The following is a 12198-nucleotide window of genomic DNA, read 5'->3' on the forward strand; positions in this document are numbered from 1 at the left end:
GGAAAGATGAGAAGCGACGATGTGGATCGCTTCTCATCCCACTTTTATTGTTGTTTTAACCCTTCAATCTTTTTCAACTGCTCATCGTATTTCTCTTGTGGAAGCGCGACGTAACCAACTTCTTCAGCAAACTCTGCACCGTTCTCTAATAAAAACTTCGCAAAGTCGTACACTTGCGCTTTCTCTTTTAATGATTTCACACTAACATACGTAAATACTGGACGAGAAAGTGGTGCATACTCACCGCTTTGAATTGTTTCATGCGTCGGTTCAACTGGACCGTTTCCGTTATCAATTGGTACAGCTCTCAACTTATCTTTATTTTCAATGTAGTATGCAAATCCGAAGTAACCGAGCGCATTTTTATCGCCTGCAATTCCTTGCACAAGTACGTTATCATCTTCAGATAATTGCGCTGTTTTGTTTAACGGTTGTCCATCTAAAATGACTTCATCGAAGTAATCGAACGTACCAGAGTCGTGTCCCGGTGAGAACAATTTAATTTCTTCGTTTGGCCACTCTGGACGAATGTCCGACCATTTTACTTTGTCATCGCCGTTTACTGCACCTGAAGCAAAGATTTTCTTTAACTCATCGACTGTTAAATAATCAACCCAGTCGTTATCTTTATTCACTAAAATCGAAAGGCCATCAAATGCGATTTGAAGTTCCTCAAATTGAATGCCATTTTTCTCAGCAGCTTCCTTTTCAGCATCTTTAATTGGACGAGAAGCGTTTGAAAAGTCTGTTTCTCCCTTCGTAAACTTTTCAAATCCACCGCCCGTTCCGGACAAACCAACAGATACTTTTACATCTGGTTGTTCACCCGCATACGCTTCAGCGGCTGCTTCAACAATTGGATAAACGGTTGATGATCCGTCAACAACAACGTTTCCGCTTAACTGTTCTCCACCATTTTCTCCGCCTTGCTCAGCGCTATTTCCACCACATGCTGTTGTGAACGCTAATACAGCGCTTGTCATTCCTGCGAGTGCAAACCATTTGTTTTTCTTCATCTTTTGATTTCCCCCTACTTTTTTCATTCGTTTTTGTCCTACGTGTTATAGCATAATGGAAAGGTATTAAATTCGTTTTAATGAAATGTTAAGCTTTTGTAAATTCGCTTTCTTCTATCTTTCCATCGTTTGTTCATCATTATGCAACAGTTCAGTAGAGGATTGCTCATTCGATTGCCGATCTTTTTTTAATTCAAAATACGCATCTAAAATTTTTCTTCCGATATAGTTATTGATCGGATAATGGTTTTTTGGATTTTGATATACCCATGGCACAACGACCGCAAATGCGACTTCGGGATTGTTGTAAGGCGCAAAACCAACTAACGTTAAGTTGTACGTTGGGGTCATACGGCGCGATTGGATCGGTCCATCATAAAACGCTTGGGCTGTTCCCGTTTTTCCGGCCGGGTCATAAGGAGCATTAGCGAAAAACGCACGCGCTGTTCCGTTTGAACCGTGCATCACACGATAAAATCCTTCTCGCACACGCTCAATATATTCTTTTTTCATATCGACGCGATTTAACACTTTTGGTTCAAACGAATAAATCACATTGCCCATGGAATCTTTTTCACTAATCGGATCGCGAATTTCCTTCACTACATGTGGCTGCACGCGATATCCACCGTTTGCAATTGTCGAAACATATTGAGCCATTTGTATCGGAGTGTACATGTCAAACTGTCCGATCGACAAATCGAGTAAATGTCCCGGAAGTGTACTTTGTCCAGGCCATCCAATAATTTCCCCTGGTAAATCAATCCCTGTTTTTACACCTAAGCCAAATTGATTAAAATAACGGCGCATAATAGAAAACGCCTCTTTTTTAATCGGCAACGGTTGATGCGGACGATACGTAGAACCTGCGATCGCAATAGCTGTTTTAAACATATAAACGTTTGATGACATTTCAAGTGCTTTTAAATCGTTCATTGGGCCAGGCCGAATGCCACTATGCGATTTTTTCGTTGGAGTATCTTTAATATATAGCGGTTCATCAACTAACACCGTTCCTGGACGAATAACTCCCGTTTCGAAGCCAGTTAGCACAGTAGCTCCTTTGACCGCTGATCCCATTGCGTAAGCAGATGTAATTGTGCCGAGCGCATAATCTCTTAGTGCAACTTTCCCATTCTCATCACGTATATATTGTTTCCCGGCTAACGATAAAACTTCTCCTGTATTCGGATCCATCATAACGACAAAAGCTCGATCAAGCAATTCTGTACCACTGCGACGCTTCATCGTCATTAATTCTTCCTCAATGATTTTCTCGACCCGCTTTTGTAATTCCATATCGATTGTTAAAACGATATCTTTCCCACGCCGTCCTTGCGATATTTCAATCGTTTCAATAATGTTTCCGGCTTTATCAGTTACGTTTTTTATTTTTGCTTTTTGTCCGCGCAATACATCTTCATATTGAGCTTCAATATAGCTTTTTCCAACGCGATCATTTCGGCTATAATCGCGCGCTAAGTAGTAGTCAAGCTTCTCACGGGGCAAACCTTCTTCTGACGATGTAATGTTCCCGAGCACCGTGCGAAACGTATCGTTGTAAACATAATGGCGGTTCCAATCCGTTGTGACATCTACACCCGGAAGTTCCTCTAAACGTTCGCTAACAATGGCATATTCCTCGTCTGTTACACCTTCGTTTTTGACCATTTGCGGTGTTAGTGCATAACCACGATTCATTTCCCGAAAAATAGCAACAACCTCAAGTTCATGTTCTTTAATCGCTTTTATATCTTCTTCCGTAATACGCTCAAGCTTCAAGCGATAAATGTCTCTATCAGTTAGTTTTTTTTCACGAAACCGCGCCCATTCTGCTTCTGTAATTTTTGCATTAGCCTTTTCTTCGTTCGTCAAAATCCAATAGTCCTTTATATCTCTTTCTGTCACACGATCCGTTGGTTTTTCAATGTATGATGCTAGTTTTTTAGCTGTCTCAATCATTTCTGACGGCTTTGTCGTATGCGTTCGAGTATACGTAATCGCATGAAGCGGTTCGTTATCAACAACAACTTGATAGTTTCGGTCATAAATTTTCCCGCGTGGTGCTGGTGTATTGACCGTGATACTTTCCGTGCGCTCTACTTCTTTTCTGTATTGTTCGCCATACACAATTTGAATGACGCCTAACCTTAAAATAAGGGTCGAAAATAGTAAAAACACAAAGAAAAACAATACGTTCAAGCGAAAAGGTAATTGTGCTCTTTTTTTCTTCTTCTTTGCTTTTTGAAACTGTGTTTGATTCAAAACAGGCAAGCACCTCCTTTACTTAATCCTTTCTCATTGTAAAAGAAATGCTCGCAAATTTCTACCTAGAAAGTCGAATGCGCCTTACAAAAAAGTAAATAATAAAATGCCCAGCTCCAACAATTAACATTAGCAACGGGATCGCCTCTTTCGCGTCAAACAACGTAATAGCTAATAAAAACAATAAAACAGAGACAGCGCGCCCACCGTTTAAAAACAATTCCCGTACAACAATGTATTCAATTCGCCACTCTTTCGCATGATTGCTTTGTCCAATGACGTCAAATGTAAGCGACAAATATGGAACGAGCAAAATCGGATATCCAATCGCAATGAGCGCACCGTATACGATCAGTTTGAAGTAGGATAAATCGAACACGAGCAAAAATACAGAAGCATATAATAGCACGCCACCAAATAAAATGGCATGCAGTCGCCATCGTTGCTTTATATATTTGGAGGCAAGCGAATACGTAATAAACGAAACGATCGCATTGACGAAACCAAATACGCCAAGTGCTTTTTCTGTTCCTGTTGCCATAAATAAGAAAATAGAAACGATAAACACAAACGTTCCTTCCCGAAATCCTTGAAAAAAGTGGGCGTTTGTAATCATTCTCCAATTTTTATTTTTCTTTCGTTCGGCATACGCACGTTGTAACATGAAACGGCCTGCAGATTGCCTCCGATGTACAAAAAAGCTACATACAACAGCTGCAATAAATAAACATAAAGAGGATAAAAAAATGGCCATATACCCGGTAAACTTTTCGCTCGAAGCAATGACCCAGCCAGCAAGCGGCGGACCAATCATCCCCGCCACAGACGTCATCGCCCCAAGCAACCCGTTAAATAAATCACGTGTATCCGGCTCGGTAATTTCAAATGTTAATACGTTAAATGCTAGCCAATAAAAACCGTAACCAATACCGAGCAACCCACCAAGTAAAAATAAATGGTTCATCGCCCGATCTCCGCTAAATAAGACAACTAAAAAAAAGAGCGCCAAAAACGTAACACCCATTCGTAAAACAATGACACGATCGATCTTTTTTGCGATTTTTCCAGCAACGATAAATGCAAGCGGCTGCCATGTGACAATCGCTAAATTGTATATACCTAGCGCATGGAAGCTGTTCACTTTTTTCCAAACATATACGTTTACAAACGTATTGGACAAAGCGATGCTAAGAGCATACAGTCCACCGATCGCCAATAACAAAAACAACTGTCGATGCGTGCGGATATGCAAAACTATTCGTTTCCATCTATTCATAGGCAAACTCCCTTTCTTTACAAGTAGTTTGCCTACTCTTTTACAGTGATATACAAAAAAGAGCCCGACAAAATCTGTCGAGCTCTTTTTCATTATTTCGCTGCCGCGTAACGTTTTGCAACTTCGTCCCAGTTCACTACGTTCCAAAATGCTGAAATGTAGTCAGGACGACGGTTTTGATATTTCAAATAGTACGCATGTTCCCACACATCTAATCCTAAAATTGGTGTTTTCCCTTCCATTAATGGCGTATCTTGGTTTGGTGTGCTTGTCACTTCAAGTTGGCCGTTATGAACGACAAGCCAAGCCCAACCAGAACCGAAACGTGTTGCAGCTGCTTTTGAAAATTCTTCTTTAAATTTTTCGAAGCTGCCGAACGTATTGTTAATCGCTTCTGCTAACTCACCTGTTGGCTCACCGCCACCATTTGGCGAAAGAATTGTCCAAAACAGTGAGTGGTTTGCGTGTCCTCCACCGTTATTGCGGACAGCTGTACGAATGCTTTCAGGTACTGCTTCTAAATTGGCCATTAACTCTTCAATTGTTTTGTTTTGTAACTCCGGATGTCCTTCAAGCGCCGCATTTAAGTTAGTGACATACGCATTATGATGTTTCGTGTGATGAATATTCATCGTTTCTTTGTCAATATGTGGTTCCAATGCATCGTACGCATAAGGCAATTGTGGTAATTCAAATGCCATGCTTCATTCCTCCTCTTCATTATGTAATCATCCACTAATGAAACTTATTTACACGTTTAACAAACAGAAAAGTTTCATAAGTGAACCTACTTTAAGAGTACCAAAATGAAGCGAATGTTTCAAATTATTTGCAAAAAAACCTCACCGACTTGCTCAGCGAGGCGAATGGACCCTGCAGGACTCGAACCTGCGACCAGACGGTTATGAGCCGTCCGCTCTAACCAGCTGAGCTAAGGGTCCGTCATATTCGATGGTAATTTTATCAAAAAAGTCACCTATCGTCAATACGTGCAAATGGTGAAACAAAATGGTTGTGTAGCGAACATAAAAAGAAGTAGAATGGGAAATGATGACGCGTAAACGTGAAAAGGATGTGAATGATGATGTGGAGACGATTGTTACAAAGCCTCTATTCCCCAGTACATATTGCTCGCTTTCGCTTTCATCCGATTGGAAAAGCGATTGGCTACGTATTCTTTTTATCGCTTATTGCAACGTTACCCATAGCCATGTATTTTACGATAAGCGTAAACAAAATGATCGGCGCAACGCATCAGCTACTCGAACAAGATCTTCCTCCATTTGAGGTCATAGACGGAAAACTGACATCAAATGAAAATGAGCCAATCAAACTGACGCATCCGAATGTAACGATTTTGTTTGATAGCACAGGTACACTTACCACAGATGATGCAACACGCTACATCAATGCTGTTGCGTTTTTAAAAGAGGAACTTGTGCTTGTCACCAATGGACATATGCAATCATATCCGTATACTTTTATGCAAGTAGATCGATTCACAAAAGAAGATGTATATGAGTTTGCGGGGACGCTACAATCGCTGCTTCCGATTGTCATTTCGCTATCGTTTCTCATTTTGTACTTTTTCACATGTACAAGCAAATTCCTTTACGTTACCGTTCTCGCATTCATCGGTCTTATCTTCCGTGAAACATTAAATAAGCGCGGCACGTATCGCCACATGTGGAGCATATCCGCTTACTCCATCACGCTAGCAACAATCTTTTTTACCGTTATGGAGGCATTGCAAATCGTTGTACCTTATGCAGTTGCTTTAGACTGGTTCGTTTCTGTGACGATTTTGTTTGTCTCCATTAAAGAACTCCCTTCTATAAAAGAAGCAGGCTAACGTACCTGCTTCTTTTTATACTTTAAATGTGGAGGTAAGCGTTGATAATTCCACCACTTTTGTAATCGACGTCGAATGATGTTTTACGCTTTGAATCGTATCGTTTACTTTTTTAAACTCTTCGGCAAACAAATGAATATCAGTAATTAAATGCGTCAGTCGCTCCCCCCCACCTTGCGAAGACATATTCATATCTTTAGCGCTTTCCGAAATGTTTTGCACGCTTGTTAATAAACGTTCCATTCCTTTTTTCATCTCGTCTACACGATAGATGCTTTCATCTGAAGCACTTGCTGTTTCTTCAGCCCCTTGTTTCACAGTTGCAATGGCTGCCATAAGGTGATCGTTCGACTCGATTGCATGCTGCGAAACGCTCTCTAAATCCCCACCTGTCATCATTAACTGCTTTGTCGTTTCGTTCATCTCGCGAATCATATTTTTCATGCTCGTTAACATGCTTTGGTGATGGTTGGAATGTAAACATATTCATATGTTTTCTAATGTATTGTACATACTTTTTTATTTGTGCGCCCACCGCACATCCCCCTTCGACAAATACAGACAAAGAATACCAAAAACATGTCAACCATATGTTAAGCCGTTGTAAAACAATGTAAAGCACATGTAATTTTTACGCATACATCGATCGGACAAGCCATATGGATAAATAAGAAAAGGAAAATGGGGGAATATCATGAAAAAGCTTCTCATTCTTTTTATGCTCGTTGCCATATGTGCCATTGCGTATCATGATGTCACAAAAGGAACGATTCATACAATTCATGCAGAAAAAACGGTCAAACAAACGAACGAGCTTCCATATCGCGAGGTTACCGTCCAACGTGGCGATACGCTCCTCTCCATTATCGAACGTGAAATGAATGGTAAATTGCCCGTACCCATCGATCAACTCATTACTGATTTTCAAGCGCTCAATCCACATGTAAATGCGCATTCCCTTCAAGCTGGCAAAACGTATCGTATTCCACTCTATAAACAGAAATAGCAAAAACGTTGTCAACAAATAAGAAACATTGCTACAATAAAAAATGATTTGATTAATACGTTAAAGGAGCGATTGACGCGTGAGTGAAATCATTCATCGTTCGAAAACCCGCCCTGTTCGTGTTGGAAACATTACAATTGGCGGGAATAATGAGGTTGTCATTCAAAGCATGACGACGACAAAAACGCATGATGTAGATGCAACTGTTGCACAAATCCATCGGTTAGAAGAAGCTGGATGCCAAATCGTTCGCGTCGCTTGCCCGGATGAAAGAGCAGCCGATGCGATTGCTGAAATAAAAAAACGTATTCATATCCCGCTCGTTGTCGATATTCATTTCGACTATCGTCTCGCTTTAAAAGCGATTGAAAACGGTGCGGATAAAATTCGCATTAATCCAGGAAATATCGGGAAACGCGAAAAAGTTGAAGCGGTCGTTAAAGCAGCGAAAGAACGTGGCGTACCGATTCGTATCGGTGTCAATGCTGGCTCGCTCGAAAAGCGCATTTTAGAAAAATACGGGTATCCAACTGCTGATGGTATGGTCGAAAGCGCTTTACACCATATCCGCATTTTAGAAGACCTTGATTTTGAAGACATCATTGTTTCACTCAAAGCTTCCGACGTACGTTTAGCCATTGAGGCGTACGAAAAAGCAGCCCAAGCATTCGACTATCCACTCCATCTTGGCATTACTGAATCCGGTACGTTATTTGCAGGAACGGTAAAAAGTGCTGCGGGACTTGGTGCGATTTTAAGTAAAGGAATTGGTAACACCGTACGGGTATCCCTTAGCGCCGATCCTGTCGAAGAAGTAAAAGTGGCTCGCGAGTTGTTGAAAGCATTCGGTCTTGCGGCGAACGCTGCAACGTTAATTTCTTGTCCGACGTGCGGGCGAATCGAAATTGATTTAATTAGCATTGCAAATGAAATTGAAGAGTATATTGCCCAAATTAAAGCACCGATTAAAGTAGCAGTTCTCGGCTGCGCAGTAAATGGACCGGGGGAAGCGCGAGAGGCGGACATCGGCATTGCAGGAGCTCGCGGAGAAGGGTTATTGTTTCGCCATGGAAAAATTGTTCGCAAAGTACCTGAGGAAACAATGGTCGAGGAGTTGAAAAAAGAAATCGACAAATTGGCAGAAGAATATGCATCGAAAGGAAAATAAAAACAAACGAGAGGGGCATGCCCTCTCGTTTTACCAAAATCGGACGAAAAAGCTTAAAATAATGGAGACAGCACCGATTCCGATCGCCCAAGAACCTAACGTTTCTGCTCCTCGACGGCGGGCGATAAATCCGAAAATAATGCCGGCTGCTCCCATAATGACTGGCATAAGAAAAAGGGAAACAATCGATAAAGCAAGTGCGAGCCAACCAACTCCGCGACCGTTTTCTTCACGGTCTATCTCTTTGTCATCGGAAAATCGAACCGGCTCTGCAATTTCACCTGCTGTTTCCTCCATAAAGTCTCTTTCTACATTTGGAACTGTATCTATCCGTGCGTTGTCGTACAATCGCTCACGTTCATTGTCCATGACAATTCCCTCGCTTTCGTGAAATGAGGAGCACTATTATTATGGAGTAAACGAAGCATCATTATAGATGTTACTTTATGTCAATGATATAATGAGCGAGAAAAACTGCATCATAGAGAGGGGAAACATATATGTTCAAACGGCGATTTGGCATCGATATTGATGGGACAGTCACATGTCCAAGTACATTCATCCCATATTTAAATGAGTCGTTTCAAAAAAATTTAACGCTCGACGATATTACGGATTACGACTTAGTCCCCTTTTTAGACACAACTGAGGAAAAACTAAACGAATGGATGGAACAATATGAACCGATCATTTACAGCGAAGCACCACTTGCTAATGGAGCATTAGAGGTCATCAACAGTTGGAAAGATAAATACGAACTGTACTACATTAGTGCGCGTGGGCGTCACTTATACGACATTACGGAAAAATGGTTTCGAAAACACGGTGTGCATTATCACCATATCGATCTTGTCGGTTCGCATGACAAAATTGAGGCAGTAAAGAAATACAACATCGATATTTTTTTTGAAGACAAATACGATAATGCTTGTAATATCGCTCAGCAATGCCTTATTCCTGTCATTTTATTTGACACGCCGTATAATCGAGGCCCACTGCCAGAAGGCGTCATTCGGGTGTACAACTGGCATGAAGCAAAGAAAAAAGTGGAACAATTGGTTGCAACAACAAGCTGACACTATACATCAGCTTGTTGTTGGCATGATGGACACGTTCCATATACTTCAAACTTATGGCCTGAAATGCTATATCCTCGTAAATCTTCGGATAATTCATTCATCGGACACGTCACAAGCTCTTTTGTTTTTCCACATGACATACAAATAAAATGATGGTGGTGATGATGCACATTGCACGTAAACCGAAAACGCTTCTCTCCAGAAAGTTCTGTCATTTCCAAAATACCTAGCTCGACGAACAACGCCAAATTGCGATAAACTGTGTCAAAGCTAAGACCTGGATACCGTTCTTTCATCACATCAAGCACGTCTTTTGCTGTTAAATATTTGTCTGTTTGTGCGAACAGCTCCAACATTTCTTCCCGCTTCTCTGTATACTTAAATCCCCTTTTTTTCATCAATTCAAACGCTTCAGATACGTTCATGCTTCTTTCATCCTCTCTTCCACTTTTTCCACATGATCGCACCAATCAATATGAAAACAGCTAACAACACAATCGTTCCACCGGGAGCTAAATTTAAGTGATAAGAAACAATTAAACCGAATATGACAGCCATTTCACCAAATAATACCGAGAAACATAACGCCTGTTTAAACCCTTTCGCAATTCGAATACTTGCTGCCACCGGGAGAGTCATAAGTGACGAAACGAGTAAAATACCGACAATTCGCATCGAAGCGGCAATAACAAGCGCAACTAACACAATAAAAACAAAATGAAGCGTCTTTACTTTTACCCCTGATGCTTGAGCATACTCCTCATCAAATGACAAAATAAACCATTCTTTATAAAACAATAAAATGATCGTAAGTACGATGAAAAAAATGATACCAATCGTCCATACGTCCACACGACTTACTGCGCTCACGCTGCCAAATAAGTATGAAAACAAATCTGTATTAAATCCATCGGCAAGAGAAATGAAAATAACACTTAATCCAATCCCACCAGATAAAATAATCGGAATAGCTAACTCTTGATAGTGTTTATATACGGTACGCAATTTTTCAATAAATAATGAGCCTGCAACGGAAAAAGCCATACCGATGTAAATTGGATTGAGTGTAGCTGTTGTTAACCATTTTTTTTGCAAAAGTAAGCTGGCGGCGATCCCTGCAAGCGTCACATGACTTAACGCATCAGCGATAAGTGATAAGCGTCGAACGACAACAAACACACCTAAAAGAGGAGCGATGAAGCCGATGAATATCCCGACAATGAATGCATTTCGCAAAAACTCATATTGAAACAATGCTTCTAACATGCATATCGTCCCTTTCTACACATGGTCGTGGGCGAGTAAATGGAGATGATGACCATAAAATGATGCTACATCTTCTGTCTTTAGTTGAGCGAACTGTTGCACGCTTCCGTGAAAATGTAAATGTTTATTTAAACAAGCAACATGCGTCACTTTTTCTGTAATTGTTCCGATATCATGCGTCACGAGAAGCAGTGTCATATGATGATGTTTGTTTAATTGCTCAAGCATATCATAAAAACTTTGCACGTGATGAACATCTACTCCAACAGTCGGCTCATCTAAAATTAAAAACTCCGGCTTTGACACAATGGCGCGGGCAATAAATACACGTTGCTGTTGTCCCCCTGAAAGTTCGCCAATATTTCGATGAACAAACGGACTCATACCGACTGCATCAATTGCTTCATATACCGCTTTTTCATCGCTTTTTTTCAATCGACGAAATAAACCAAGCTTTCCAGTTAAACCGCTTGCTACAACTTCGTACACCGTCGCAGGAAACCCTGTGTTAAAGCTATTTGCCTTTTGAGATACAAAGCCGATTTTATGCCAATCTTTAAACTGTTCAATCGGTGTGTCGAACAAAAAAATGCGCCCTGTTTGCGGCTTTAACAATCGTAAAATACATTTGAGCAACGTCGATTTTCCCGAGCCGTTCGGACCGACTAAACCTACGAAAGCACCCCTTGGAATGCGAAAATCGATATGTTGCAACACATCCTCGTCATCATATCGAAACGATACGTTCTCTATGCGTAAAATATCATCCATTGCTTAACCACCTTAATTCAAAATGATTCCGATTCATCAGTAAGTATAACGCATTTATCTTCATTAATGAATAGCGGACTTAAATTTAGCCCCGCGCACTTCTTGCGTATTCATAATGGTAGTGAACTACCCCCACTTAATTTTTTAGCGAAAATTTGAAGTGGGGGCTTCCAAAGAAGTTTGACTGCTTTAAACAATCCTTATTCTTTGAGGCGTGTCCACTTCGCCGCTAGAGCATAAGACACTCAGGTCTACAGCTTTACTTTTCTTTAAGATGTTTAATGCGCCATTGACATCAGCATTAATTAGTTTGCCAGACTTTGTTCGATACAAACCGCGCTTAATACGTTTGCCGCTGAACTTATATTCTTTTGGATTGTCGGCATTATATTCAGGAATCTCATCGCCGTCAAAAAAGCTGGCTTGAGACGTATATGATTCTTCCTGTTTCAAGAATTCAATGCCGTAAAATTCACAAAGATATTCTAGTTTTTCTTTT

Annotated in this window: 14 protein-coding genes and 1 tRNA gene; 4 read left to right on the plus strand and 11 right to left on the minus strand. The window is 40.8% G+C overall.

Going from position 1 to position 12198, the window contains the following annotated elements; genetic code table 11:
* Positions 1-44 precede the first annotated feature (44 nt).
* From BM213_RS02840 to BM213_RS02860, 5 genes are all read right to left on the minus strand, one after another.
* On the minus strand, positions 45-1016 hold the full coding sequence (locus tag BM213_RS02840; RefSeq protein ID WP_091700667.1) for a PstS family phosphate ABC transporter substrate-binding protein: 972 nt from the start codon (positions 1014-1016) through the stop codon (positions 45-47).
* Positions 1017-1130: 114 nt separating this feature from the next.
* Entirely contained in the window at positions 1131-3281 is a 2151-nt protein-coding gene (locus BM213_RS02845) for a peptidoglycan D,D-transpeptidase FtsI family protein (protein WP_091700670.1), read from the minus strand.
* Between the two features lie 61 nt (positions 3282-3342).
* The gene (locus tag BM213_RS02850; protein ID WP_091700674.1) at positions 3343-4557 is read right to left on the minus strand and encodes an MFS transporter; all 1215 of its coding nucleotides are present in this window, start codon (positions 4555-4557) and stop codon (positions 3343-3345) included.
* A 92-nt stretch (positions 4558-4649) separates the two neighbouring features.
* Entirely contained in the window at positions 4650-5258 is a 609-nt protein-coding gene (gene sodA / locus BM213_RS02855) for a superoxide dismutase SodA (RefSeq protein ID WP_091700677.1), read from the minus strand.
* A 166-nt stretch (positions 5259-5424) separates the two neighbouring features.
* A tRNA-Ile gene (locus BM213_RS02860) sits at positions 5425-5498 on the minus strand.
* A 137-nt stretch (positions 5499-5635) separates the two neighbouring features.
* Between BM213_RS02860 and BM213_RS02865 the strand changes: the two genes are divergently transcribed.
* Positions 5636-6409 carry a DUF1189 domain-containing protein gene (locus BM213_RS02865; protein ID WP_091700680.1) on the plus strand — a complete coding sequence of 258 codons (774 nt, stop codon included), beginning with the start codon at positions 5636-5638 and terminating at the stop codon, positions 6407-6409.
* A 15-nt stretch (positions 6410-6424) separates the two neighbouring features.
* On the opposite strand, the gene BM213_RS02870 is transcribed toward BM213_RS02865, so the two are convergent.
* A complete protein-coding gene (locus tag BM213_RS02870) occupies positions 6425-6844 on the minus strand; it encodes a methyl-accepting chemotaxis protein (RefSeq protein WP_244149166.1) in 420 nt (139 codons plus the stop codon).
* Between the two features lie 259 nt (positions 6845-7103).
* Here BM213_RS02870 and BM213_RS02875 point away from each other — a divergent pair, with 259 nt between their 5' ends.
* Entirely contained in the window at positions 7104-7415 is a 312-nt protein-coding gene (locus BM213_RS02875) for a type IV pilus assembly protein FimV (RefSeq protein WP_091700682.1), read from the plus strand.
* Between the two features lie 79 nt (positions 7416-7494).
* The gene (gene ispG, locus BM213_RS02880) at positions 7495-8583 is read left to right on the plus strand and encodes a flavodoxin-dependent (E)-4-hydroxy-3-methylbut-2-enyl-diphosphate synthase (RefSeq protein ID WP_091700685.1); all 1089 of its coding nucleotides are present in this window, start codon (positions 7495-7497) and stop codon (positions 8581-8583) included.
* Between the two features lie 30 nt (positions 8584-8613).
* Here ispG and BM213_RS02885 read toward each other — a convergent pair whose 3' ends face one another.
* Positions 8614-8952: a hypothetical protein gene (locus tag BM213_RS02885; protein ID WP_091700687.1), complete on the minus strand. Its 339-nt coding sequence runs from the start codon at positions 8950-8952 to the stop codon at positions 8614-8616.
* Between the two features lie 131 nt (positions 8953-9083).
* On the opposite strand from BM213_RS02885, the gene BM213_RS02890 reads away from it, so the two are divergent.
* Positions 9084-9659 carry a hypothetical protein gene (locus BM213_RS02890; RefSeq protein ID WP_091700690.1) on the plus strand — a complete coding sequence of 192 codons (576 nt, stop codon included), beginning with the start codon at positions 9084-9086 and terminating at the stop codon, positions 9657-9659.
* Between the two features lie 2 nt (positions 9660-9661).
* Here BM213_RS02890 and BM213_RS02895 read toward each other — a convergent pair whose 3' ends face one another.
* The 4 genes from BM213_RS02895 to BM213_RS02910 all read right to left on the minus strand — a co-directional run.
* Positions 9662-10087, minus strand: coding sequence for a Fur family transcriptional regulator (locus tag BM213_RS02895; protein WP_091700693.1), 426 nt, complete (start codon positions 10085-10087; stop codon positions 9662-9664).
* Between the two features lie 7 nt (positions 10088-10094).
* On the minus strand, positions 10095-10928 hold the full coding sequence (locus tag BM213_RS02900) for a metal ABC transporter permease (RefSeq protein WP_091700696.1): 834 nt from the start codon (positions 10926-10928) through the stop codon (positions 10095-10097).
* Between the two features lie 15 nt (positions 10929-10943).
* Complete coding sequence (locus BM213_RS02905) at positions 10944-11699, minus strand: metal ABC transporter ATP-binding protein (protein ID WP_091700699.1); 756 nt, start codon at positions 11697-11699, stop codon at positions 10944-10946.
* Positions 11700-11888: 189 nt separating this feature from the next.
* A partial coding sequence (locus BM213_RS02910; RefSeq protein ID WP_143091166.1) for a zinc ribbon domain-containing protein occupies positions 11889-12198 on the minus strand: 310 nt, incomplete at its 5' end.

The sequence above is a fragment of the Anoxybacillus pushchinoensis genome, assembly GCF_900111795.1.
In the GTDB taxonomy this organism is placed as follows: Bacteria; Bacillota; Bacilli; order Bacillales; family Anoxybacillaceae; genus Anoxybacillus; species Anoxybacillus pushchinoensis.

Excerpts from the sequence above, each read along its gene's own strand:
- BM213_RS02885 (WP_091700687.1), bottom strand. The coding sequence starts at position 8,952 with ATGGACAATGAACGTGAGCGATTGTACGACAACGCACGGATAGATACA.
- BM213_RS02840 (WP_091700667.1), bottom strand. The coding sequence starts at position 1,016 with ATGAAGAAAAACAAATGGTTTGCACTCGCAGGAATGACAAGCGCTGTA.
- BM213_RS02895 (WP_091700693.1), bottom strand. The coding sequence starts at position 10,087 with ATGAACGTATCTGAAGCGTTTGAATTGATGAAAAAAAGGGGATTTAAG.
- BM213_RS02875 (WP_091700682.1), top strand. The coding sequence starts at position 7,104 with ATGAAAAAGCTTCTCATTCTTTTTATGCTCGTTGCCATATGTGCCATT.
- BM213_RS02865 (WP_091700680.1), top strand. The coding sequence starts at position 5,636 with ATGATGATGTGGAGACGATTGTTACAAAGCCTCTATTCCCCAGTACAT.
- sodA (WP_091700677.1), bottom strand. The coding sequence starts at position 5,258 with ATGGCATTTGAATTACCACAATTGCCTTATGCGTACGATGCATTGGAA.
- BM213_RS02850 (WP_091700674.1), bottom strand. The coding sequence starts at position 4,557 with ATGAATAGATGGAAACGAATAGTTTTGCATATCCGCACGCATCGACAG.
- BM213_RS02900 (WP_091700696.1), bottom strand. The coding sequence starts at position 10,928 with ATGTTAGAAGCATTGTTTCAATATGAGTTTTTGCGAAATGCATTCATT.
- BM213_RS02870 (WP_244149166.1), bottom strand. The coding sequence starts at position 6,844 with ATGATTCGCGAGATGAACGAAACGACAAAGCAGTTAATGATGACAGGT.
- BM213_RS02890 (WP_091700690.1), top strand. The coding sequence starts at position 9,084 with ATGTTCAAACGGCGATTTGGCATCGATATTGATGGGACAGTCACATGT.
- BM213_RS02905 (WP_091700699.1), bottom strand. The coding sequence starts at position 11,699 with ATGGATGATATTTTACGCATAGAGAACGTATCGTTTCGATATGATGAC.